Origin of the sequence: Pseudomonas segetis (assembly GCF_900188155.1) — a bacterium.
GTDB classification, from domain to species: Bacteria; Pseudomonadota; Gammaproteobacteria; order Pseudomonadales; family Pseudomonadaceae; genus Aquipseudomonas; species Aquipseudomonas segetis.
This window is the reverse complement of sequence record NZ_FZOG01000006.1, coordinates 56,538-80,871: the sequence shown is the minus strand read 5'-3', so window position 1 is coordinate 80,871 and position 24,334 is coordinate 56,538. Positions and strand designations below refer to the sequence as shown.

22 protein-coding genes are annotated in these 24,334 nt (G+C 57.2%); 9 read left to right on the top strand and 13 right to left on the bottom strand.

Annotated features, from left to right (window positions below):
* Positions 1-5: 5 nt before the first annotated feature.
* Positions 6-1,190: an efflux RND transporter periplasmic adaptor subunit gene (locus CHB79_RS17730; RefSeq protein ID WP_089360871.1), complete on the bottom strand. Its 1,185-nt coding sequence runs from the start codon at positions 1,188-1,190 to the stop codon at positions 6-8.
* A gap of 123 nt (positions 1,191-1,313) precedes the next feature.
* Here CHB79_RS17730 and CHB79_RS17725 point away from each other — a divergent pair, with 123 nt between their 5' ends.
* Positions 1,314-1,769 carry a MarR family winged helix-turn-helix transcriptional regulator gene (locus CHB79_RS17725; RefSeq protein ID WP_089360870.1) on the top strand — a complete coding sequence of 152 codons (456 nt, stop codon included), beginning with the start codon at positions 1,314-1,316 and terminating at the stop codon, positions 1,767-1,769.
* Between the two features lie 67 nt (positions 1,770-1,836).
* Here the strand turns inward: CHB79_RS17725 and CHB79_RS17720 are convergent, their stop codons facing one another.
* The 4 genes from CHB79_RS17720 to CHB79_RS17705 all read right to left on the bottom strand — a co-directional run bounded on the left by CHB79_RS17720 (position 1,837) and on the right by CHB79_RS17705 (position 5,982).
* Positions 1,837-2,694: a glycine betaine ABC transporter substrate-binding protein gene (locus tag CHB79_RS17720; RefSeq protein WP_089360869.1), complete on the bottom strand. Its 858-nt coding sequence runs from the start codon at positions 2,692-2,694 to the stop codon at positions 1,837-1,839.
* Positions 2,695-2,916: 222 nt separating this feature from the next.
* Positions 2,917-3,861, bottom strand: coding sequence for a choline ABC transporter substrate-binding protein (locus CHB79_RS17715; RefSeq protein ID WP_010485820.1), 945 nt, complete (start codon positions 3,859-3,861; stop codon positions 2,917-2,919).
* Between the two features lie 37 nt (positions 3,862-3,898).
* On the bottom strand, positions 3,899-4,783 hold the full coding sequence (locus tag CHB79_RS17710; RefSeq protein WP_089360868.1) for an ABC transporter permease: 885 nt from the start codon (positions 4,781-4,783) through the stop codon (positions 3,899-3,901).
* Between the two features lie 2 nt (positions 4,784-4,785).
* Positions 4,786-5,982 (bottom strand): quaternary amine ABC transporter ATP-binding protein, encoded by a 1,197-nt coding sequence (locus CHB79_RS17705; protein WP_010485825.1) that lies wholly within the window; start codon positions 5,980-5,982, stop codon positions 4,786-4,788.
* A gap of 1,042 nt (positions 5,983-7,024) precedes the next feature.
* Between CHB79_RS17705 and CHB79_RS17700 the strand changes: the two genes are divergently transcribed.
* Both CHB79_RS17700 and gbdR read left to right on the top strand, forming a co-directional pair.
* Positions 7,025-8,404, top strand: coding sequence for an L-serine ammonia-lyase (locus CHB79_RS17700; RefSeq protein WP_089360867.1), 1,380 nt, complete (start codon positions 7,025-7,027; stop codon positions 8,402-8,404).
* Positions 8,405-9,078: 674 nt separating this feature from the next.
* Positions 9,079-10,182, top strand: a complete 1,104-nt coding sequence (gene gbdR / locus CHB79_RS17690) for a choline metabolism transcriptional regulator GbdR (RefSeq protein ID WP_010485831.1) — start codon at positions 9,079-9,081, stop codon at positions 10,180-10,182.
* A 169-nt stretch (positions 10,183-10,351) separates the two neighbouring features.
* Here the strand turns inward: gbdR and CHB79_RS17685 are convergent, their stop codons facing one another.
* The 8 genes from CHB79_RS17685 to CHB79_RS17650 form a co-directional block, all read right to left on the bottom strand.
* Positions 10,352-10,603, bottom strand: a complete 252-nt coding sequence (locus CHB79_RS17685) for a hypothetical protein (RefSeq protein WP_010485833.1) — start codon at positions 10,601-10,603, stop codon at positions 10,352-10,354.
* Positions 10,604-10,626: 23 nt separating this feature from the next.
* Positions 10,627-11,406 carry an electron transfer flavoprotein subunit beta gene (etfB, locus tag CHB79_RS17680; protein WP_089360865.1) on the bottom strand — a complete coding sequence of 260 codons (780 nt, stop codon included), beginning with the start codon at positions 11,404-11,406 and terminating at the stop codon, positions 10,627-10,629.
* A 4-nt stretch (positions 11,407-11,410) separates the two neighbouring features.
* Positions 11,411-12,634, bottom strand: a complete 1,224-nt coding sequence (etfA, locus tag CHB79_RS17675) for an electron transfer flavoprotein subunit alpha (RefSeq protein ID WP_089360864.1) — start codon at positions 12,632-12,634, stop codon at positions 11,411-11,413.
* Positions 12,631-14,580, bottom strand: a complete 1,950-nt coding sequence (gene dgcB / locus CHB79_RS17670) for a dimethylglycine demethylation protein DgcB (protein ID WP_089361010.1) — start codon at positions 14,578-14,580, stop codon at positions 12,631-12,633. Before dgcB ends, etfA begins: the two co-directional genes overlap by 4 nt.
* Before the next feature lie 210 nt (positions 14,581-14,790).
* Positions 14,791-16,851 (bottom strand): dimethylglycine demethylation protein DgcA, encoded by a 2,061-nt coding sequence (gene dgcA / locus CHB79_RS17665; protein ID WP_089360863.1) that lies wholly within the window; start codon positions 16,849-16,851, stop codon positions 14,791-14,793.
* Positions 16,852-16,890: 39 nt separating this feature from the next.
* Positions 16,891-17,421, bottom strand: coding sequence for a 4-vinyl reductase (locus tag CHB79_RS17660; protein ID WP_089361009.1), 531 nt, complete (start codon positions 17,419-17,421; stop codon positions 16,891-16,893).
* Between the two features lie 94 nt (positions 17,422-17,515).
* The gene (locus CHB79_RS17655; protein WP_010485845.1) at positions 17,516-18,493 is read right to left on the bottom strand and encodes a dipeptidase; all 978 of its coding nucleotides are present in this window, start codon (positions 18,491-18,493) and stop codon (positions 17,516-17,518) included.
* A 373-nt stretch (positions 18,494-18,866) separates the two neighbouring features.
* Positions 18,867-19,808 (bottom strand): GlxA family transcriptional regulator, encoded by a 942-nt coding sequence (locus CHB79_RS17650; RefSeq protein ID WP_089360862.1) that lies wholly within the window; start codon positions 19,806-19,808, stop codon positions 18,867-18,869.
* Between the two features lie 267 nt (positions 19,809-20,075).
* Here CHB79_RS17650 and choX point away from each other — a divergent pair, with 267 nt between their 5' ends.
* From choX to CHB79_RS17620, 6 genes are all read left to right on the top strand, one after another.
* Entirely contained in the window at positions 20,076-21,011 is a 936-nt protein-coding gene (gene choX, locus CHB79_RS17645) for a choline ABC transporter substrate-binding protein (protein WP_089360861.1), read from the top strand.
* Positions 21,012-21,085: 74 nt separating this feature from the next.
* The gene (gene cdhC / locus CHB79_RS17640; RefSeq protein WP_089360860.1) at positions 21,086-21,970 is read left to right on the top strand and encodes a 3-dehydrocarnitine:acetyl-CoA trimethylamine transferase CdhC; all 885 of its coding nucleotides are present in this window, start codon (positions 21,086-21,088) and stop codon (positions 21,968-21,970) included.
* A gap of 57 nt (positions 21,971-22,027) precedes the next feature.
* Positions 22,028-22,993 carry an L-carnitine dehydrogenase gene (locus tag CHB79_RS17635; RefSeq protein ID WP_089360859.1) on the top strand — a complete coding sequence of 322 codons (966 nt, stop codon included), beginning with the start codon at positions 22,028-22,030 and terminating at the stop codon, positions 22,991-22,993.
* A gap of 48 nt (positions 22,994-23,041) precedes the next feature.
* Positions 23,042-23,515, top strand: coding sequence for a thioesterase family protein (locus CHB79_RS17630; protein ID WP_089360858.1), 474 nt, complete (start codon positions 23,042-23,044; stop codon positions 23,513-23,515).
* Between the two features lie 59 nt (positions 23,516-23,574).
* Complete coding sequence (locus CHB79_RS17625; RefSeq protein ID WP_089360857.1) at positions 23,575-24,054, top strand: GNAT family acetyltransferase; 480 nt, start codon at positions 23,575-23,577, stop codon at positions 24,052-24,054.
* 34 nt (positions 24,055-24,088) lie between these two features.
* The gene (locus CHB79_RS17620) at positions 24,089-24,310 is read left to right on the top strand and encodes a DUF3079 domain-containing protein (RefSeq protein WP_029529440.1); all 222 of its coding nucleotides are present in this window, start codon (positions 24,089-24,091) and stop codon (positions 24,308-24,310) included.
* Positions 24,311-24,334: the final 24 nt, after the last annotated feature.

Sequence of the window (24,334 nt, the reverse complement as noted above, 5' to 3'; positions counted from 1 at the left end):
GCTCCTTATTGAGGGTCAGCGGCAGGTGCCGGAATGGTGGCAGGGTCGACTTCTGTCTCGACCTCGGCTTGCGGTTCAGCTTCAACTTCGGCCTTGATGTTCTGGGCTGGAACAGGTTTGACGCTGTCGCCAGGCAATACATATTGCAGGCCTTCGGTGATCAGGCGGTCGCCATCCTTGAGCCCTGCGGTGACCAGCCAGTTGCTGCCGGAGGTGCTGTGGGTCGTGATTGGGCGCAGCACAACCTTGTTGTTTGCATCCACCAACATGGCAACAGGCTCGCCCTTGTGGTCGCGGGTAATGCCTTGCTGGGGCGCGAGTATGGCTTTTTTACGCACGCCGCTAATCAACTTGGTATGCACGAACATTCCGGGCAGCAGGATATGGTCGGGGTTGGGAAATACTGCACGCAAGGTGACCGAGCCGGTGGTCTCGTCAACAGAAACCTCGGAAAACTGTAGCGTGCCAGTGTGCTGGTATTGACTGCCGTCCGGAAGAATCAGCCGGGCTTGCGCCTGGTTCTTGCCGGCCTTGTCGAGCTCTCCTGCGGCGATGGCCGAGCGCAGCGCCAGTTGGTCTTTGACCGACTGGGTAACGTCGACATAAATAGGATCGTATTGCTTGATGGTGGCCAGGGCGGTGCTTTGGCCATTGGTCACCAGCGCGCCCTCGGTAATCGCCGAGCGCCCGATGCGGCCGCTGATGGGGGCTGTGATCTTGCTATAGCGCAGGTTGATCCTGGCTTGGTCCGCGGCGGCTTCGGCCTCGAGGCTGGCGGCCCGTGCGGCTTCGTAATCCTGTTGGCTCACCGCCTGGCTGGCGACTAATAACTGGTAGCGCTTGGCTTTGGCCCTGGCTGAAGCCAGCGTCGCCTCGGCACTCTTCAGTGTTGCTTGATAAGTGGCCGGGTCTATCTGGTAGAGCACCTGGCCTGCCTTTACATCATGGCCTTCCTCGAACAGGCGCTTGAGAATGATGCCATCAACCTGCGGACGAACCTCGGCAATCCTTAGTGCCGTGGTGCGGCCAGGCAACTCGACTGTTTGCTCGAAGCGTTTGGCTTTGAGGGTGACTACGCCAACCTGTTGTGGCTTTTTTTCTGTGGGAGCGCTGCTGTCGTTGCAGCCAGTCAATACAAGGCTCAATGCAGCTATCGAGCTAATCAGTAAGGGTTTAAAGAAGCCTTGCATGCCCTGCTCTCCATTACGACCTGCTGGTAATCCGCGTTGCTGTGTCCAGCAGGCTGGTCCAGCTTATATGGCGATATAGTTGATGGGGTCAACATTCTCGCGATAAGGTTGATTGAGTCAACATTGTTTACAGAATCCTTACTTCTGAGTGTTTCCGCCGTGACCAACCAAGCGTTATCCCGCACCCTGCGTCGTCTGATCATGGGTATGAAACACCATGTTCTGCGCGACCTGCGCGATGCCAATCTTGCGCTTAATCCGCCAGATGTCTTGCTGTTGGAACAGTTGGCGGAGCAGCCGGGCCTCAACCCGCTCGCGCTGACAAAACTCAATGGCTGTGACAAGGCCTTGATTACACGCAGGGTACGCAGCCTTGAGGCGCGCGGCTGGATAAAGCGCGAGCCAGACCCGCAAGATCAACGCAGCGTGCAGTTGAGCCTCACCAGGCAAGGCGCCCAGGTAAAGGATCAGGCACTGGCAATCTTTTATGAGGCTGAAACGGCTGCATTCGCCCCTCTTAGCGATGCAGAGCGCGAAACCTTGCTAGCGCTGCTTAGCAAGTGTCTGCCTGCCGATTAAGCCTGGATTGTTTGGCCATAAAAAAAGCGGACCGAAGTCCGCTTTCTAATACCGAGGTCAATAGGGCTTATTTAAGCCATTCAGCTACGCGCTCAGGGTTATCGGCAATCCACTTTTTGGCGGCGTCTTTAGGGTCAGCGCCTTCACGGATGGCCAGCATGACCGAACCGACTTCTTCACCACTCCAGGAGATTTTCTTCAGGAAGGCAGCAGCGTCTGGCGCTTTGGTAGCCAGTGCCGGGTTGGCCACTGTGTCTACGTGCTCGTCATCACCGAAGACCTTTTTCGGGTCTTCAAGAAAGCGCAGTTTCCATTTGGCAAACATCCAGTGTGGAATCCAGCCGGTTACAACGATTGCCTTCTTGTCTTTCTCGGCGCGCGCCAGGGCGGTTGCCATGCCTGGACCGGAGCTTGGCATCAGCTTGATGTCGAGGTTGTACTCTTTGATAGCGTCTTCGGTGCGGCGCATAACGCCTGCACCGGCATCAATACCGGTGATCTTGCCGTCGATGTCCTTGCTGTACTTGTTCAGGTCTTCGATGCTTTTTGCCGCGAAGTAGTCAGGCACGATCAGGCCGATCTTGGCGCCTTGATAGTTGGTGCCCAGGACTTCAACTTTGTCTTTGAAGCGCTTGAAGTATTCACCATGGGTAGTCGGCAGCCAGGCTGAAAGGGTGACGTCAAGATCACCACGGGCCACGCCTTGCCACATGATTGCTGGTTCCACGGCTTGCAGCTTGACGCTGTAGCCGAGCTTGCTTTCGAGTACTTCAGCCGCAACGTTGCTGACCGCGACGCTGTCGTCCCAGCCGTTTACGAAACCGATTTTCAGCTCAGGCTTGTCAGCTGCCATTGCCGATGACATGCCAAGTGCCAGGGCTGCAACGCCGAGACCTTGCAGGCACAGTGATTTGATTCTACGCATAGGGTTTTGCTCCGTCAGTGTGAGTGGCAGTTGTTGTAGGTTTACTGGCTCGTTCTGATTGCGGGCCTTGTTGCAGCTGCAAAGATGCAGGCTGCACCCTTGGGGGCCACAGGGACGCTCACTGCAAAATGAGTCGCCCGGTTTAGCCGGCAAACTGGGTTTGCCGGCTCTATCAAAGCTCCCCGAAAATACCTCGGGAAGGCATTGAAACAATCGGCTGTGTTACAGGCCGACGAATTTCTTGACGGCGGCAACACCGTCTTCACCGTCTACGGTGGTCACACCTGCAAGCCACTTGTCGAGGGCTTCGGGGTGCGCCTTGATCCATTCCTTGGCCACGGTGGTCGGGTTCTGCTTATCGAGCACCTTTTCCATCAGCTGGCTTTCGATTTCGACAGTGAACTGCAGGTTGTTCAGCAGCTTGCCAACGTTAGGGCACTGCTCTTCATAACCGGGAGAAACCACGGTGTAGACCTTGGCTGCGCCGTAATCCGGGCCGAATACGTCGTCACCGCCGGACAGGTAGGTCAGGTCAAACTGGGTGTTCATCGGGTGTGGCGCCCAACCCAGGAAAACTACTGGCTCTTTCTTTTTCACCGCCCGCTGAACCTGGACCAGCATGCCGGCTTCACTGGATTCAACCATGCGGAAGTCGCCAAGGCCGAACTGGTTGCCTTTGATCATTTTCTCGATCAGCAGGTTGCCGTCATTGCCGGGTTCGATGCCGTAGATCTTGCCGCCGAGCTGGTCCTTGAACTTGGCGATGTCCTGGAAGCTCTTGAGGCCAGCTTCTGCTGCGTAGGTGGGTACCGCCAATGTGTACTTGGCACCTTCGAGGTTGGCCTTGGGCAGAACCTTGACTCCGTCATCCTTGAGGAAGGGCTCGATGACCGCATCCATCGAAGGCGCCCAGTAGCCGAGGAACACATCAATTTGTTTCTTTTGTACGCCAGTGAACGCGATAGGCACTGAAGCGAGGATCTTGCGCGGCTGATAGCCCAAGCCTTCAGTCAGGGTCATGGCCACGCCGGTGGTGGCGGAGATATCGGCCCAGCCAATCTCGGCAAACTTGACCTGTTTACAGCTCGCAGGCTCTGCAGCCCATGCGCCTTGCATCATTGCGCAGGCCAGAAGGCCTACTCCCGCAAGTGTCTTGATCTTGTTCATCGGCAACTCCCTAGTCTTTTTAGAATGTAAGGCTTATTTATTGGCGTTGTAGTTTTGCGCTCAACCAAGAGACAACGCTGCTACGACTATTCTCTTGCTTAGGTGTGCCGAAGCTTTCAGTAATACGGTCGAGGATGATAGCCAGCAACACCACGGCCATGCCGCTTTCAAAGCCTAGACCGATATCCAGACGTTGGATGCTTGCCAGTACATCGTTACCCAAGCCGCCTGCACCGACCATCGAGGCAATAATCACCATCGACAGGGCCATCATGATGGTCTGGTTAACGCCCGCCATGATCGATGGCATCGCATTTGGCAGCTGTACCTTGAACAGTAATTGACGACCGTTACAGCCGAACGACTGACCGGCTTCGACGATTTCCTTGTTGACCTGGCGGATGCCCAGGCTGGTCAAGCGTACGGCTGGAGGCATCGCGAAGATCACCGTTGCGATGATGCCGGGTACGCGACCGAGGCCGAAGAGCATGGCAGCAGGGATCAGGTAGACGAAGGCTGGCATGGTCTGCATGAAGTCGAGGACGGGACGGATAATCATCGCCACGCGCTCGCTTTTAGCCGCCCATATGCCCAGCGGAATTCCCAGGATCAGGCTGATAAGCGTTGCCGAGAAGGTCAGCCCAAGGGTTACAACCGTTTGTTCCCAGAAGCCGGTCATGACGATCAGCACAAATGAAACGGCGGTGAAAATGGCAAAGCGCAGGCCGATTCGCCAAATGCCCAGGGCTACAAAAATAGCGATCAACAGCCAGGCTGGCGGGAACATAAGGATGGATTCGATAGCTTCGGAGAAGCCGCTGACAACCTGGCCAATGCTGTCGAATGCGCCGCTGTAGTTATCCAGCAAGTGCTGGACAACATCATTTACCCAACTGCCGAGGTCGAGTTTTTTATCGCTCATGATTAGTCTCCCTGCATGCGGGTCAGCAGACGACCCTTGCTGATTGCACCGCTGTAGCGACCATTTTCATCCTTGACCGGAATCGGGCCTTCGTTATCAACCAAACGCTCGATCACTTCGTTCAATGGCAAGTCTTCGGGGGCGCATTCAATCTTCTTGAGTACATCGGCATCCAGTGCATGTGGCTGGCCGTCCTCGACCAGCAGGGCAATTTTTTCAAGGCTGATAGAACCCTGGAAAACGTTGTCCTGGTCGACGATAAATGCGTAATGCTTGTCCATGTCCTGCAGCTTCTGGCACACCATTTGGGCGTCGGGGGCGCTGCCGTTGTGGACGAAAAGTGGCACGCTGTCAGCCTTGAGCTGGCCAGCAGTGAGGTAGCGATTGGTGTCTACGGTGTCGAAGAAGTTACGTACATAATCATTGGCGGGGTTATCGACCAGTTCTTGCGGCGTCCCGACCTGGATCAGCTTGCCACCTTCCATGATGCCGATGCGATTGCCGATGCGCATGGCTTCCTCAATATCGTGGGATACGAAGATGATGGTGCGGCGATGGGTCTTTTGCAGCTCCAGCAGCACGTCCTGCATTTCACGACGCTTGAGTGGATCGAGTGCCGAGAAGGCCTCGTCCATGATGATCATCGAAGGATCGACTGCCAGTGCGCGGGCGAGGCCAACACGTTGCTGCATACCGCCGGATAATTCATGGGGATGCTTGTTGGCAAAGGTGTCGAGGCCCACTTGGGTGAGCACTTTCATTGCCCGCTCTTCACGTTCCTTGCGGCCGACACCGGCCACTTCAAGGCCGAACGCCGCGTTGTCCAGCACGGTGCGCGACGGCATCAGTGCGAAGGACTGGAAGACCATGCTCATGTCGCGGCGGCGCAGGTCAATCAATTGGGACTTGGGCAGTTTTGCAACGTTTTGCCCATCGATGAAAACATCACCAGCGCTGGGTTCGACCAGTCGGTTTATCAGTCGAATCAGGGTGGATTTTCCCGAGCCGGACAGGCCCATCAGTACAAAAATCTCACCTTCTTCAACGCTAAAGGATACGTCGCTGACCCCGATTACAGAGCCCTTTTCCGCAAGGATTTTATCTTTGCTCCAACCTTCTTTAAGCAGGTCGATTGCTTCTTGTTCATTTTGGCCAAAAACCTTGTACAGGTTCTTTACGACGATTTTTCCAGACTGCATGGGATTTGTTCCCCTTCAGAAGACATCCAGATCAGTTACGCGGAGCCCTGCAAAGCAGGGTGATGCCGACTGTTCGTGTCTGTGTGGGTTTACGTGGTTCCAGGACATGGTTGGCCAATTGCTGCATTGCACTTGAGGTTTTATCAAACGCCACCACAGATTCGCTCCATGTGCCGCTAAGGCGGTGGACGATTCAGTGTAGTGATTGTGATAAACCCTCGTTGTGCCGTGCTGCAAACTGCTTTCCAAACCCTCTGGCAGTGTTTTGAAGCCCAATCCTTTGGGTGAACACATCTCAACCTGAGATGCGCGTACATCCGAATTTTCTTGTTGGGCTGGCGCCCGTTCGATGGTTGGCCAGCACGTTTTTATTACTTCGGTCCAAGGCACTTTGCCTCGGTCTGTTTGCTCGGTTTCAAGCAACAGCGACGAAATCGGCTGACTCAACGATATAGGCTTCTAGTGGCGACAATTGTCGATTAGCGACCCTGACGTGTTGGGCGGCGACATTGCGCATACCTATTAAAACCATAACAGACTTTTTAGTCCCAAGGCCAAGGCTAGAACCCGCGCCGGCCGTGGTTTGCAGCGTTTCGATAGGTCGCAGGCGCCGTAGTTCGGGGGCTGTGGCGCAAATAAAAAAATCTGAAAAAAATCTGTTTTTTTGCGATTTTTCGCACTCGAGTGTAGTTTTTATTGCACATTTTTACCGCTGTCGCGAGGTGGATTTCGTCGATCCGTTGTTGTTTTTTTCGCTCTTATCCGCGGTTTTTCCGGATGGATTTTGTTAGATATTTCATTGATTTGGGCAACTTGATAAACAGCATTTCAGGCCCCCGGAAATGCCCTGCAAGTCAAACTGCCCATGTTGTTGAAAAACACCGCGCATGGCTATTGATTGCCGTTTGGCTTCTAGCCAGCAAAACAGTGCTGGCGACTGGCATTGACGGATTTGGATATGAGTAAGTCGGTGTCAGGCGTCTGTTGTGCGCTGAAAACTTGATCATGGCCGCCAAACAACAATTCCCTTGAGGAAACTGTCGTGGCTATCAGCGTATTTGACCTTTTCAAGATTGGTATCGGCCCCTCCAGCTCGCACACGGTTGGCCCCATGCGTGCGGCTGCCCTGTTTCTAGGCGCATTGCAGGAACGCCATCTGCTGGCGCGAATCGAGCGTATAGAAGTGCGTCTTTATGGTTCGCTTGCCGCGACTGGCGTCGGCCATGGCAGTGACAATGCGGTGCTCATTGGGTTGATGGGCGAATTGCCAGACAGTGTTGATCCACGTCAGGTGCTGCCGCGAATCGAGGTTCTGAAGACTGCACAGCAATTGCAACTGGGCGGCGGACCCTTGATCCGCTTCGACTGGCAGCGCGACATGTTGCTGCTCGACGAGAACCTGCCGTACCACCCCAACGCGTTGACCCTGATTGCCTTTGGTGCCGAACAGCAGGAGCTGCATCGCAATACCTACTATTCCGTCGGGGGCGGCTTCGTGGTTGACCAGGAGCAAGCGGCGACCGGCAAGCTGGACCAGGATGATACCGAGCTGCCCTATGATTTCTCCAGTGCTGCCCAGTTGCTGCAGTTGTGCCAGCAGCACAACTTGCGGGTCAGCGAATTGATGATGGCCAATGAGCAAGCCTGGCGTACCAAGGCCCAGATTCGCAGCGGCTTGCTGGAACTGTGGCGGGCCATGCGTGATTGCGTGGAACAGGGCTTGCGTCATGAAGGCGTATTGCCTGGAGGCCTGCAGGTTCAGCGCCGCGCGGCCAGGTTGCATCGTAGCCTGCAAGAGTTGGGCAAGCCGAATGTGATTGGTTCGACGCTGTCGGCAATGGAGTGGGTCAACCTTTTTGCGCTGGCAGTCAACGAAGAGAACGCTGCCGGTGGGCGCATGGTGACCGCGCCCACCAATGGCGCTGCGGGCATTATTCCAGCTGTGTTGCATTACTACATGAAATTCAACCCCGACGCCTGCGAAGACGACGTGGTCGATTACCTGCTCAGTGCTGCTGCCATCGGTATCCTGTGCAAAAAGAACGCATCCATCTCCGGCGCTGAAGTGGGCTGCCAGGGGGAGGTGGGTTCAGCCTGCGCCATGGCTGCGGCGGGGCTGGCTGAGGTGCTAGGCGCCACTCCGGAGCAATTGGAAAACGCAGCGGAAATTGGTTTGGAACATAACCTTGGCCTGACCTGTGATCCGGTCGGCGGGCTGGTGCAAGTGCCCTGTATCGAGCGCAATGCAATTGCAGCGGTCAAGGCCATCAATGCTGCGCAAATGGCACTGCGCGGTGATGGCAAGCATTTCATCTCTCTGGATCGAGTGATCCGCACCATGCGTGATACCGGCGCGGACATGCAGGACAAATACAAGGAAACCTCACGCGGAGGCTTGGCCGTGAGTGCGATCGAATGTTGAAGTTTCGAGCATTTGCAGGTCACTAAATCGGGGCATGCCTGCTTTTGGTGCGGGCATGTTGTCGCAGTATGGCCAGCGCGTTCGACAACCCCCGATTCGCTGGTTGACCGCCTGTCTGTTACTGCGCTGCATATAAATTGGGGCCTGGTTACAAACGGTCGTTTGAATGGTGCTACCGAAATGCTCAAAGCCCCATGGTAGCTAGGTTTCAGGTCGTTTTCCGAAACCCTTTGTCGCAACTGGGAATGCCGGTTTTGCACGGCTTGCGACAACTCATCATTTTTATTGAACGGCTAATCAATTTAGGCATGGCCTTTGCGTTGCGATTAGGGCCTGTCTGGGGTTGCCGTAAGCCAGACCTATGCGTGCTTGATTACGATATGCGGTACTGGCTGGGGTTTATCAATCAGAGACTGAAACTGTTGATCCTGAACCTGAGTCGGCACTGGCACATCGTAAAATTACTCCAAAAAAAAGCTGTCAAAGAATCTCTGAAAAAGGTAACGAGCGACGATAGTACAAGGCAAAAAATGCGAAAAAGCGACCGGGGTCGCGCTCGGCTTTAGTGGTCTGAACGAGCATTTTTAGCAGTTTTTTAACGCCATGATATCTAGCGCAGAATTTTTCGGAGGCTTCTCAAAGCTTAATTACGTGCTTGTGTGAGGGTTTGCTTAATGTCGCAGTCAACCAGCGGGGCGCAGCCTCCGAACCAGTTGCCTCAAACCATCGGCTTTTTGCTTCTGGACAACTTCACCTTAATTTCACTGGCTTCGGCAATTGAGCCGCTGCGCATGGCAAACCAGCTTTCTGGCAAAGAGCTGTATCGCTGGTACACCATTACACTGACGGGTGAAACGGTTTCGGCCAGCGACGGACTGAACATCAGCCCGGATGCTTCGCTTTCAAGCGTGCCTAAACTGGACTCGGTGATTGTCTGCGGTGGTGTTGATATTCAGCGCAGCGTCACCCGCGAACACTTGCAATGGCTGCAGCAACAGGCGCGCCAGGGACGTCACATCGGCGCTGTCTGCACGGGTAGCTGGGCCTTGGCAAAGGCGGGTCTGCTCGATGGCTATGATTGCAGCGTGCATTGGGAATGCCTGGCTTCCATGCAGGAAGCCTTCCCTCGTGCGGCAATTACCACGCGCCTGTTTTCGATTGATCGCAACCGTAACACCTCCTCTGGTGGCACCGCGCCGATGGACATGATGCTGCACAAGATCGGTCGCGAACATGGGCGCGAATTAGCCGCGGCCATCTCCGAAATGTTTATCTACGAGCGAATTCGTAACGAGCAGGATCATCAGCGGGTTCCACTCAAGCACATGCTCGGGACCAACCAGCCAAAGCTGCAGGAAATCGTGGCCTTGATGGAGGCAAACCTGGAAGAGCCCATCGATCTCGACGAGCTGGCTTGTTATGTCGATGTGTCGCGCCGCCAGTTGGAGCGGTTATTCCAGAAGTACCTGCACTGTTCGCCGTCGCGCTATTACCTGAAGCTGCGCCTGATTCGTGCGCGCCAGTTGCTCAAGCAGACCTCGATGTCGATTATCGAAGTGGCTTCGGTGTGTGGCTTTGTTTCGACGCCACACTTTTCCAAATGCTACCGCGAGTACTTTGGTATTCCACCGCGTGATGAACGTGCAGGCAACAGCCTGTCGAAGATCGTCTCGCTGGTGCCTGTGACCGAAGACCTGATGCGGCCTTCGTCCTCCAGCGCCATGGCTGCGCTGACGCGTGCGCAAGGCGAGTCTACCTTTGCCAGCGTGCGTATTTAAAGGCTTGGAGTCGGGCGGGCAACGCGCAGTTTGCCCGCCATTGGTGGTGATTAACGGGGCGCGACAACGCCAAGCAGTCCGCCATGGCTGAAACCGTTCAGACAGATTATCCGGACGCCAGCAGCCTTGGCTCCTGAAAATGCCATGCGCCTAAGGCATAAATGCCGGTTTATTTCGGTTTAGGCACCAGTGCCGGTAACAAGGTGCGGGAAACGGCTTCGCGCACGGCTGGCAGCAGGGTCGCGCTGCCGCCCAGCAATTCTTCGACTACGCGGCGTAACGCCACTGCCCGGTCCGGGCTCAGGCCGCTGACGGCCTGAGCGCAGGCTTGTTCAGCACTCGCTCCTGATGGAATCGCCAGGCCGATGGCATTGAGGCGTTCGCGCAGGTCTTCCTGGTCGATCAGGTCAGCGTGCATCATGATTAATCTCCTGTGCTGGCGGCTTAACGCAGCACGCCTTCATCCATTAATAATTTGAAGATAGCCTCGGCGCCCTCGGTTGGCGAGCAGTCTTTAAGGACCTGGCCGCCACCGCCTGATGCCTTGGCCGTAGCCGCTTTCATCCGTTCTGCGCCGGTCTTGGCCTTGATGACCTTAAGCCTTTTAGGGCGTGGTCGCGCCGGCTGCAATTGACCTTCCTTGAACAGCTGGTCCGGGCAGACATTGGCGGCTGTTACGGTCAGCTCGCCACGCCGTGCAGGACCGAAAGCACTTTGCCTGGCGAGCGGGGCGGCGTTGTCGACGCTGGCGATAAAGGGCATCTGTACCTGGAGGCGTCGGCGTTGGCCACGAGGCAGGGCTTGCAATACATGGGCAATGCCATGGTCGATGCGCTCAACCTCGGCCAACCCCACCACAATTGGCCAGCCGAGTTGCTCGGCCAGCAAATAGGGCAGCATGCCCGAGCCTTCGCCGGTTTCAGCCTGGCTGCCGGTCAGGATCAGCTGGGCGTCGCTGTCGAGTAAATAATCGCTCAGCGCATGCAGCACATCGGCTTGCGCCGGTTGCTCAAGTACATGAAGTTGCTTGATGCCCATGCCCAGGTAACCGCGCAAGGCTTCCTGTCGCGCGTCGCCAGCATGCACCACTTGCATGGCTTCGCCAGCAAGACGCAAGCCGAGTTCGACTGCGCGGGCATCTTGTTCGGCGCGCCGGGGCCTGCCGGAGGTCGGATGGGCACCGATTGAAACCAGCGCCACGACATTGAGCGCTGTTGTGTCCATGGGGCTAGGCTGCATCGCGAATGCCTCCCTGACGATGAGCATCGATACGTGCGATCAATGCTTGAAGGATGGCCGCCGAGTCGCCAATGACCGACAGATCAGCGCGTTTAACCATGTCGCAATTGGCGTCCATGTTCACTGCGATCACCTTGTCGCACGCGCCTATACCTTGCAAGTGCTGGATGGCGCCTGAAATACCCACGGCCAGATAGACCCGCGCCGTGACCCAGGTTCCGGTCGCACCCACTTGGCGATTGCGTGGCATGAACCCGTCATCGACGGCCACCCTCGATGCGCCTTCGGTTGCGCCCAATGTCTCGGCTGCCTGGTGAAACAATGACCAATCGCTCACGCCATTGCCGCCGGACAAGATAAATTCAGCCTCTGCCATTGGAATCAACGCCGGGTCGACAGCCACCGCTCCCAGATCCTTGATGCGCGAGCGGCTCGGGTTGATTGCGTCTTGCAGCTGCATGGGTTGCGCCTGATGACGGGTTTCACTGATCGGCTCTGCGCATTCGGCAGAGGCCAGGATCAGGCGTGGCGCGGGACGGTGCAGGTCCTGCTGGCCAGCACCTGCGCGCCCGATACTTTGCTCATCGGCGACTTGCCAAACACGGGTTGCCGGACGCTCTGACAAGCTCGCGGCCAGCCTGCGCCCCAGTTCACCGCCGCCATTACGGCTGTCTGGCAGTAACCAGTGGCGCGGCTCAAGCTGGTTTTCAACTCGCACCAGCGCCTGCACGCGCTGCTCTGGCGAGTAGCCATCAAACACGGCATCAGTAAAGTGCAGGATCCGGTCGACGCCTGCGGTGTCGAATCCGTTTTCCTTATGCTCGGCAAAGACAACCGCAACCACGGCGCCTTCTGTGCCGGCCAGTTTATGGGCAAGGCCAAGCAGGTCCTTGTCGTGGCTGCTCAGGCGACCACCGACCATGTCAGGCACCACACAGATATGGAATGCCGGCTGCTCGACAATATGCAGTGGCAATTGCTTCTCAGCCGTTGGGCTGCTGCGCTTGCTGCCGCTGCTTTGCTGTGCCCCCGAGCGGTCGATACGCTTGATGCCGTTGGGGCCAATAAAACCTACGGCATGCGGGTTTTTGCGGGTTACTCCTGCTGCGCTGAGCCATCGAGTCACGCTGCTTTGCATGCTCGAATGCAGCGGATGCAGGCGATTGCGTGCTATCCACTCGGCACGCGGGTCGCGGCGAATAATGTCACTCATACGGCCTCCACTGCTTCGCGTTGGGCAGGGCGAGTCGCGGTTGTTTCAACCAAGGCTTCGGCAACCAACTCGGCGATGTCTTTGATTTGCGGGCGAGGCTCGACCACACCTTCAAGCATGGCGGTACATTGTGGACAGCCCACCGCGACAATTTCAGCGCCGGTTTCCTTGATATCGACCATGCGCATGTCTGGAATCCGCTGTTTGCCCGGAATATCGGTGATAGGTGCGCCACCGCCGCCGCCGCAGCAACGAGAGCGAAAACCAGAGCGCTGCATTTCCTTGACCTCGATACCAATTGCCTTGAGCACGCTGCGCGGGGCTTCATATTCACCGTTGTAGCGTCCGAGGTAGCAAGGATCGTGATAGGTAACCGAGGCCCCCTGGTGCTGGCTCAGGTTGAGTTTTCCGCTGCTGATCAGTTGGTCGATATAGGTGCTGTGGTGCAGAACGCTGTAGTCCCCCCCGAAAGCACCGTATTCGTTTTTCAGTACATGAAAACTGTGCGGGTCGGCGCTGACGATGGTGTTGAAGCGGTATTGCGCCAGTGTGCTGATATTGCGCTTGGCCAACTGCTGGAAAGTGGCTTCATCACCAAGCCGGCGCGCCACATCGCCGCTGTCGCGCTCTTCCAGTCCAAGCACGGCGAAATCGACATTGGCGGCTTTAAGCACTTTGACCAGTGCGCGCAAGGTGCGTTGATTACGCATGTCGAAGGCACCGTCACCGACCCAGAACAGTACATCGGCCTCTTGCTTGTCGCGCATCAGGGGGAGGTCGAGATCCGCAGCCCAGTTCAAGCGTCCGCCGGGTGCGAAACCGCCGGGGTTGTCAGTGGCAATCAGGTTTTCCAGTACTTCAGCGCCCTTGTTGGGTGTGGCGCCTTTTTCCAACGTCAGGTGACGGCGCATATCGACGATGGCATCGACGTGCTCGATCATCATCGGACACTCTTCAACGCAGGCGCGGCAGGTGGTGCACGACCACAGTGTTTCAGCGTCGACCAGGGCCTTGCCGTCCAGTGACACAATAGGCAGGTGCGGAGCGCCGCTGTGTTCGCCGATCTTCTTGCCCGGATAGGGCGAGCCGGCAAATTTGGCGTCAGTGCCACCAGCCAGGCCAACAACCATGTCTTGAATGAGCTTTTTCGGGTTTAGCGGTTGGCCTGCGGCAAAGGCCGGGCAAGCGGCTTCGCATTTACCGCATTGCACGCAGGCATCAAAGCCAAGCAACTGGTTCCAGGTGAAATCCTTGGGTTTCTCAACCCCAAGTGGCGTCTGCGGGTCATCCAGGTCGAGGGCTTTCAACCCAGTGGAACGGCCACCGCCAAAACGTTCGGCACGCCGGTGCCAGGCCAGGTGGAGTGCCCCGGCAAAGGCGTGCTTCATCGGTCCGCCCCAGGTCATGCCGAAGAACAGTTCGCTAACGCCCCAGGCGATCCCCAGCAGCAGAATTGCCGCCAGCAGCCAGCCACCAAAGCCTGCTGGCAGAATCCCGGCAACCGGCAATGTGGCAATAAACAAGCTGGCGGAAAACGCCAGCAGGCTTTTCGGCAGGCGCATCCACGGCCCTTTCGACAGCCGTGCCGGTGGGTTGAGGCGGCGTTTGGCCACAAACAGCGCACCCACAAACATCAGCCCAGTGGCAACCAAGAGGGTGAAGCCCAAAATCCTGTTATGCAGGCCAAGGCCATGTACCAAAATGGCCAACACCGCCGCCAGGACGAAGCCTCCGGCGGTGGCGACGTGGGTGTTGGCGATATATTTATCGCGGGCGACCACATGGTGCAGGTCGACCATATAGCGGCGTGGCATGGCCAGCAGCCCGCCGATCCAGTCAACCTGGGCAGCCCTGCCGCGGCGCCACATGGCAAAGCGTTTCATGGCACCGATCACGGCCAGCGCCAGCGCGGCAAAGAGCAGAATTGGCAAAACGGTATTCAACATCATTGGGTCTCCTTGGCGGGACCGCATAATCCAGGGCAAGTTGGTCTAGTGCTAACTCACCAACGAATAGCTCTGAGCCCAAGCCTTTGCTCTTATCAATCCATCAGTCACCCGATCGAATCACTGAGTATGCCGAGCAAGGCGTTCACCGCAGCCAATATGGTTCTATTGGCAAGGCGAACAACTCTGCTCAGCGCGCTCAGCGGGCGATCAGAAGTCTTTACAGAGCCTCAAGGCATCGTAGATGGCTGCGTGCGTATTGCGCTGGGCAACGCAGTCACCGATACGAAACAGCAAGTAGCCATCGCCGCTCTCGCTCAGGCAAGGCTGGGGTTGAATGGCGAATAGTGCTTCGACGTCGATCTGTCCCTTGTTGCGCGAGCCATCTTTGAGTGCGTAGTACAGGCGTTCGTCGGGACGTACGCCGTTCTCCACAACCACTTGGTCGATCACCCGTTCCTCATGCTCGCCGGTGTATTCGTTTTCCAGTACCGCGACCAGCTTGTCGCCTTCGCGGTAGACCTTTTCCAGCATCAAATCGCCGGTCATGATCACTTCCTTGGGGTACATGCTGCGGTAGTAAGTGGGGAACGATGTACCGCCGATGGCGACGCCGGGCTTGATGTCGTCGGTGACGATCTCGACCTGTGCACCCTTGTCCGCGAGGAAGTCGGCCACTGACATTCCGGTGAATTCGCAAATGGTGTCGTAGACCAGCACGTTCTTGCCTGGCGCGACCTTGCCATCGAGGATGTCCCAACTGCTGACGATCAAACCTTCTTGCGCGCCCCATTGCGGATTTTGCTCGACAAAGGGATGGCCGCCGTTGGCCAGCACAACAATGTCCGGGCGCAGGTCGAGAATCGTCGCTTCATCGGCGCCAGTACCAAGGCGCAGGTCTACGTTCAGGCGTGCCAGCTCAAGCTGGAACCAACGGGTGATACCGGCAATCTGGTCACGCTGCGGGGCTTTGGATGCCGTGGTGATCTGCCCGCCGAGCTGGTCTTTCTTCTCGAACAGGGTCACATCATGGCCACGCTCCGCCGCCACACGCGCAGCTTCCATCCCGGCCGGGCCACCGCCGACCACGACCACCTTGCGTTTGACCCCGGTGGTTTTCTCGATGATGTGTGGCACACCCATGTATTCACGGGAGGTGGCAGCGTTTTGAATGCACAGTACATCCAGGCCTTGGTATTGGCGGTCGATGCAGTAGTTGGCGCCGACACACTGCTTGATCTGGTCCACCTGGCCCATCTTGATCTTGGCGATCAGGTGCGGGTCGGCGATGTGCGCGCGAGTCATGCCGACCATGTCGACATAGCCGCCTTCAAGGATGCGCGTGGCCTGGTTCGGGTCCTTGATGTTCTGTGCGTGCAGCACCGGCACCTTGACCACTTCCTTGATGCCCGCCGCCAGATGCAGGAAGGGCTCAGGCGGATAGCTCATGTTGGGAATCACGTTGGCCAGGGTATTGTGCGTGTCGCACCCCGAGCCGACCACGCCGATAAAGTCGAGCATGCCGGTATCGTCGTAATACTTGGCGATTTGCTTCATGTCTTCGTGGGTGAGGCCGTCCGGGTGAAACTCATCACCGCACAAACGGATGCCCACGCAAAAGTCATCGCCGACCTCCGCACGTACCGCCTTAAGCACTTCCAGGCCAAAGCGCATGCGCTTCTCAAAGGTGCCGCCCCATTCGTCATCACGCTTATTGACCCGTGGCGACCAGAACTGGTCGATCATGTGCTGGTGCACAGCCGACAATTCGACGCCATCGAGCCCGCCTTCCTTGGCACGGCGTGCGGCCTGGGCGTAATTGCCGATGACCCGCCAGATTTCCTCGGGCTCGATGGTTTTACAGGTGGCGCGGTGAACCGGTTCGCGGATACCCGATGGCGACATCAGCGTTGGCCAGTGGTAACCGTCCCAGCGAGAACGGCGGCCCATGTGGGTAATCTGGATCATGATCTTGGCGCCATGCTTGTGCATGGCGTCGGCCAGGTTCTGGAAGTGCGGGATGATGCGATCGGTCGAAAGGTTGACCGAACTCCACCACTGCTGCGGGCTGTCGATGGCAACGACCGATGATCCGCCGCAAATCGCCAGGCCGATGCCGCCCTTGGCCTTTTCTTCGTAATACTTGACGTAACGCTCGGTCGTCATACCGCCATCAGTGGCGTACACCTCGGCGTGCGCCGTGCTGATTACACGGTTGCGGACAGTCAGTTTGCCGATCTGGATCGGCTGGAACATTGCCTCGAAAGCCATTTCTTACTCCTCAGCTGATGGTGCTTTAAAACGGCTGGGTCAAATAGGTTTAACAACAAAAAGCCCGTGCTCATGCCCTTCTTCGGAGGCGCCGAACTCTTGCTCGGCTACGGTCCGGATTGGGCTGCCGCTGGCTTCGAGAATCTGGTCCATGGCGCCGGCGAACCAGCCGGTGAACATGTAGTCGACCTTGCGTCCGCACTTGCCGTATACATAGACAAATGCCGAATGTTCGAGGCGCACCTCGGCGGTGCCTTTGTCCAGATTGATGTGCTCGATCTTGAACAGGCCCCAGCCACGCTGCGAAAGACGTTTCATGTAGTGCTCGAATACGGCCACGCCTTTCAGGTCGTGACATTCAGCCTCTTTTTCGCACCAGTGCCAGGCGGATTTATAGCCGGCCTTGTAGAGAATCTCGGCATAGGCATCTGCGCCCAAAACCTCTTCGATGCCCATGTGGTTGTTGACGAAGAAATGCCGCGGAACATAGAGCATCGGCAGGGCGTCGGTGGTCCAAACCCCGGTTTCATCATCAACTTGGATCGGCATCTCGGGTGCGTGTGTGGACATGTTCAAACTCCAAAAATCCCAGGTCTGCAAAGCCAGGGCCTTGCCTTGAAAAATACGGGGCTCATACCCGTTCATTAGCTGTTTTGCGCCAGGGTTATTCGCCCCAGACATCAGCCAGCACACGGACCCAGTTGTCGCCCATGACCTTGCGCACCACGCGCTCGGGCATGCCGCGCTTGAGCAGGGTCTCGGTGAGGTTGGGGAATTCGCCCACGGTACGGATGCCCAGCGGGTTGACGATCTTGCCGAAGCTGGTCAGGCGGCGTGCGTAGCCTTTGTCGTGGGTCAGCCATTCGAAGAACTCCTGGCCGTGACCCTGGGTGAAATCGGTGCCAATGCCGATGGAATCCTCACCGACGATATTCATCACGTACTCAATGGCTTCGGCGTAATCATCGATGGTGGAATCGATGCCTTTGGCGAGGAAGGGCGCAAACATGGTGACGCCGACAAAGCCGCCGTGGTCGGCGATGAACTTCAGTTCTTCATCGGACTTGTTGCGCGGGTGATCCTTGAGTCCACTTGGCAGGCAGTGCGAATAGCACACAGGTTTTTTCGATTCGAGAATGACTTCTTCGCTGGTCTTGGAGCCCACGTGAGACAGGTCGCACATGATGCCGACGCGGTTCATCTCGGCTACGATTTCGCGGCCAAATCCGGAAAGACCGCCGTCGCGCTCATAGCAACCGGTACCCACCAGGTTCTGGGTGTTGTAGCACATTTGCACTATGCCAACGCCAAGCTGCTTGAAGACATCAACATAGGCAATCTGGTCTTCAAAGGCATGGGCGTTCTGGAAGCCAAAGATGATTCCGGTCTTGCCTTGCTCTTTCGCCGCGCGGATATCGGCCGTGGTGCGTACCGGCATCACTAGGTCGCTGTTCTCGCGGATCAGCTTCTGGCTGGCGCCGATGTTGTTCACCGTGGCCTGGAAACCTTCCCAGACCGACACGGTGCAGTTGGCTGCGGTGAGGCCGCCTTTACGCATGTCTTCAAAGAGTTCGCGGTTCCATTTGGCGATGATCAGCCCGTCAATAACGATGCTGTCGGCGTGTAGTTCGGCTGGGCTCATCAGGCTGTCCCCTCAAGTTGTGACGTCATATCTATTGATGACGCTTTGAGGTGAGCATATCCCCGGGGGGTGAAGTAACCCGATGCAAAAACGACTGAGGGATTGCCGAAAGCGTCAAGCCCAGGTCGCAAACGGATAGGTCATCTGATGGAAGGATAAAGGGTGTTCCTCCCTAGCCATCGTCACCACCTGGGGTGTGACAGGGCGAAGCGTGTCCACCGGCTCTCGAACAATGGGCGCAGCTTTGTATTCCGGCTGGCGGGCAAATAATTACCGTCCACTGGGCATCTGGATGCGCTGACAATGGTGGGAGGCACCCTACGCCCGGTGCTCTGTTGGGGCGCGACACGCGCGGAGCGTATCCGCCAGCAGGCTATTGGTGCTCGTGGCGATCCTGGCTGGGGCTGGTCTGGAAGCGCTTGCGGTAGCGCCGCGAGAAATAGGAGGAGGACTCAAACCCGCAGGCGAGGGCGACTTCGAGCACGCTCATGTCGCTTTGACGGAGCAATTGCCGGGCCTTATCCAGGCGCAGGTTGAGGTAGAAGTTGGCCGGCGTGTCATTCAAGTGCTGGCGAAACAAGCGTTCAAGCTGGCGCGGGGTGATCTGCACCAGGTCAGCCAGCTGTTGTGGGGTGAGTGGGTTTTCACTGCGCCGCTCGATCTCGGCGATCACCTGGCTGAGCTTTTTGTTATGCACCCCGTAGCGGCTGGTGACCTGCATGCGCTGATGGTCCTGGCGTGAGCGAATGCGGCCGAGGACAAACTGTTCGGACACCTTCACCGCCATGGGCTCACCGTGATCGCGGGCAATCAGCGTCAGCATCATGTCTATGGTCGATGTACCGCCAGCCGTGGTGATGCGTTTGCCATCGATTTCGAATAATTCCTGGGTAACCTTCAGGCTCGGGTAGCGTTCCTGGAATGCGTTGATTGCTTCCCAGTGCAAGGTAATGCGTTGTTTGTCCAGCAATTTGGCCTCGGCCAGGATAAAACTGCCGGTGTCTATTGCACCTATCACCACGCCTTCGCGATCAAGCCGATGCAGCCATGCCGACAATGGCTGGCTGTAGCCGCCGAGTGGTTCGAAGCCGCTGATTACGAACACCGTATGCGGCCAGTCGTCGTGATCCAGCGCGCTTTCAACGTTCAGCGACATGCCATTGCTGGCTTGCACCGGGCCGCCGTCCACGCTGAGCAGGCGCCAGTCATACAGCTCGTCTTTAAAGCGATTGGCAACGCGCAGCGGCTCGATCGAGGACATCAAGCCCATCATCGAAAACCCCGGAAGCAGCAGGAACCAGAAGGTTGTTGGCATTGCGTTGGTTCACCTCTGAAGGGCTTGGTTAGGTACGGCTCGGCGCCGTAAAGCTGATTGCGCCGCAGTCGCTATAGTTCCACAAGTAGTCGCTAAAGTGCGCTTTATCCAGCGCTGTCTTGGGTATTGTGGCTGCATCGGGCGCTATCAAGTCCGAACACGGAGGGGCTTGACGGCCTCTACAGAACAAAATCCAGGCCCTGTCGCAGGCTGTTTTGCTGCACACCGAGGCCTTGGATATAAACCGTAAAGTGAGGGAGCAAAACCATGAAACGTCTAAATGCAATCGCCGGTGGCTGTGTACTCGCCCTGTGCAGCTCGTCGTTGTTGGCTGCGGATCAAGCAAGCTGTAAGAACGTGCGTGTCGGTGCAGTCGGTTGGACGGATGTTGTTGCAACCACCGCTGTGGCCTCCACTTTGCTTGAAGGGCTTGGTTATGAAACCAAGCAGACCCAAGCATCGCAGCAGATTATTTTCGCCGGTATCCAGAAAGACCAGATCGATGTGTTCCTTGGCTATTGGAAGCCGATCATGGATGACAACATCCAGCCGTTCCTTGAGAAAAAAGCGGTCAAGGTAATGGACACGCCATCGCTCAGTGACGCCGTCGCTGCGCCTGCCGTGCCGACCTATGCAGCAGAAAAAGGCCTGAAAACCATGGCTGATATTGCAAAGTTCAAGGATCAGCTCGATGGCAAGATCTACGGCATTGATGCCGGTTCAGGCGCCAATACCGCAATTCAGAAGATGATCGATACCAACCAGTTTGGCTTGGGCGAGTTCAAGCTGATCGAGTCCAGCGAGGCGGGCATGCTGGCTGCGGTAAACCGGGCCACGCGCAGCAACAAGCCAATCGTGTTCTTCGGCTGGAAGCCGCACCCAATGAACCTGCAACACCCAATTACTTACCTGACCGGCACTGAAGATGTATTCGGCCCGAATGATGGCGCTGCCACGGTTTCGACCGTTACCGCGCCAGATTACGCCGAGCGTTGCCCGAACGTGAATCAACTGCTGAGCAACATGCGCTTCACCAGTGAGCAGGAAAGCCAGCTGATGCAGCCGATCATGGATCGTAAAAAGCCAGAAGATGTCGCCCGCGACTGGATCAAGGCTAATCCACAAGTCGTCAGCGGCTGGCTCAAGGGTGTCACCACCTTTGACGGTAAGCCTGCAGACAGCGCAATTGCCGCGCTGAAGTAAACCAACCCTGAAAACCCCATGCGCGGCTTTGTCCACGTATGGGTTTCTGTTGCCTGGAATTAGGAGTCACAGCCATGAATTATGAAGTCATTGTCACCTGCGCAGTCACCGGGGCTGGCGATACAGTCGGCCGACACCCGGCAATTCCCGTGACTCCTAAACAGATTGCCGATGCGGCAATCGAAGCGGCTAAGGCAGGCGCTACGGTTGCACATTGCCACGTGCGTGATCCTGAAACCGGCAAGCCAAGCCGCGATGTCGTGTTGTACCGCGAAGTGGTCGAACGCATTCGTGAAAGCGACACCGATGTCATTATCAACCTCACAGCCGGTATGGGCGGTGATCTTGAGATCGGTCCTGGCGAGCAGCCGCTGGAGTTTGGCGCTGGTACCGATCTGGTCGGCCCGCTGGAGCGACTCAAGCATATTGAAGAGCTGCGCCCGGAAATCTGCACCCTGGATTGCGGCACCCTGAATTTTGGTGATGGCGACTACATCTATGTCTCCACTCCTGCCCAGCTGCGCGCTGGCGCTAAACGCATTACCGAGCTGGGCGTCAAGGCCGAGCTGGAAATCTTTGACACCGGCCACCTCTGGTTTGCCAAGCAAATGCTCAAGGAAGGTTTGCTCGAAGATCCGTTGTTCCAGCTTTGCCTGGGCATTCCGTGGGGCGCTCCGGCCGATACCGTGAGCATGAAGGCCATGGTCGATAACCTGCCTGCGGGCGCAACCTGGGCCGGCTTTGGCATTGGTCGCACGCAAATGCCAATGGCGGCGCAAGCCATGTTGCTGGGCGGCCATGTTCGTGTCGGTCTTGAAGACAATATCTGGCTGGATCGCGGTGTTCATGCCACCAACGGCCAGTTGGTCGAGCGCGTGATTGAAATCATCCAGCGCCTGGGTGGCCGCGCACTGACCCCCGCCGAAGGTCGCGAAAAGATGAAGCTCAAAGCTATCTAACCATCTTGGTTGGGCGACACGCCCGACCAGCTCTGCTTGCGATTTGAAGGAGCCGATATGAAATTTGTGACTGAAGTAAAGACCTTTGCGGCCATTTGTACCGGTGTGATCGGCAGTGGCTGGGTGGCGCGGGCGCTGGCCCATGGCCTCGATGTGGTGGCGTGGGACCCCGCACCGGGTGCTGAAGCTGCATTGCGCCAGCGTGTAGCCAACGCCTGGCCTGCGCTTGAGCAGCAAGGCCTGGCGCCAGGTGCCGCGCAGGATCGCTTGCGTTTTGCCCAGAGCATTGAAGACTGTGTGCGCGATGCGGATTTTATTCAGGAAAGCGCGCCCGAAGTGCTGGCGTTGAAACTCGATCTGCACGCCAGGATCAGCGCTGCTGCACGACCAGATGTACTGATCGGTTCAAGCACTTCGGGGCTCTTGCCCAGCGAGTTCTATGCCGACTCACGAAACCCGCAACGCTGCGTGGTGGGGCATCCGTTCAATCCGGTTTACCTGCTGCCATTGGTCGAGGTGGTCGGTGGCGAGAACACCGCGCCCGAAGCGGTACAGGCCGCGATGCAGGTGTATACGGCCATCGGCATGCGTGCGTTGCATGTGCGCAAGGAAGTGCCGGGCTTTATCGCCGACCGCCTGCTCGAAGCCTTGTGGCGTGAAGCGCTGCACCTGGTCAATGATGGCGTTGCGACCACGGGCGAGATCGATGATGCAATTCGCTTTGGCGCTGGCCTGCGTTGGTCATTCATGGGTACGTTCCTGACCTATACCCTGGCCGGTGGTAATGCTGGCATGCGGCACTTTATGAATCAGTTTGGCCCGGCATTGAAACTGCCCTGGACCTATCTGGAGGCGCCAGAGTTGACTGAAGGCCTGATCGACAGCGTGGTCGAAGGCACGGCGGCCCAGCAAGGCGAGCGTAGTATTGCCGAGCTGGAGCGCTACCGTGATGATTGCCTGATTGCCGTTCAAGAGGCGATCCGGCAAACCAAGGCCAGGCACGGTCTTGACTTCGCTGATTGATCTGGATACCTATGCCGGGCCTGGCATAGCAACTTTAGGAGTCGTCCAATGACCCGGCTAACCACTTATCAAACCGAAGTGTTGCCTGAGTGGGTTGATTACAATCAGCATCTGCGCGATGCCTTTTACCTGCTGATCTTCAGCTATGCGACCGATTCGCTGATGGACCATTTAGGGCTTGATGAGGCGGGGCGGGCGAGTACAGGTCATACCTTGTATACCCTTGAGTGCCACCTCAATTACCTCAACGAGGTGCGTTTGGGCGCGCAGGTCGAGGTGCGAACGCAAATCCTCGCCCATGACCAAAAGCGCTTGCATATACATCACAGCCTGCACCTGGTGGGGGTTGAAGCCGCCTTGGCCGAGAGCGAGCAGATGTTGATGAATATCGACGTCAACACCGGGCGCTCAGCGGTATTTGCCGATGCCGTGCAACCCCGGGTCGATACCTTGGCCGCTGCCCATCAGCACTTGCCGGCGCCGGTGTATGTCGGTCGGGTCATAGGTTTGCCTAAACGCTGAACAGGGTCGAATAGCCTTGGCCGGGGCGTTATGCTCGACGCTTTGGCTGAGGCACGGCAATGAATTCAATCCGCCAATACTCCGATCATCTGCATCGCCAGGCTGTTATCACGCTTTGGCAGGCCACCTTTGGCGACATGAGTGGGCACAACGAACCGGGTCTTGCGATAAATACCAAGTTGCAGATGGCCGATGGCCTGTTCTTTGTTGCCTTGGCGGGCGATGCGGTCGTTGGCACGGTACTCGCCGGATACGATGGTCATCGTGGCTGGCTCTATAGCGTCGCGGTGGACCCGCAGCGCCAGCGGCAAGGCATTGGTGCGCAACTGGTCAAGCATGCAGAGCATGCCTTGGTGGAGCGTGGCTGTATGAAAATCAATCTCCAGGTAGTCGAGGCAAACGCTCGGGTCAGCGCGTTTTATGAAGCTCTTGGCTACAGTATCGAGCCGCGCATCAGCATGGGTAAGCGGGTCACGGCCAATATCCCGACGCCCTTGTTGTTGATGCAGGTCAGTTTCTGCGTAAACGAGCAGGCGTAACCTGTTGCTGACTCAGTCTATTGAGCGCAGCAACATGGCCAAGAAATTTCCGTTGCACCCCAAACACCCAGAGCGAATCTGCTGGGGCTGCGACCTGTACTGCCCCTCCCGGTCTTTGGCCTGCGGTAATGGTGCCGACCGCACCATGCACCCTGCCGAGATGCTCGGCGATGACTGGTATGCCCATGGCGACTGGGGCCTTGACGCCGCCGAGATCAATGCGGCGAATGAGCAGTTGATCATTCGCCAGCACTGAGGGGCTCAGGTCTTGGGCTTGTCG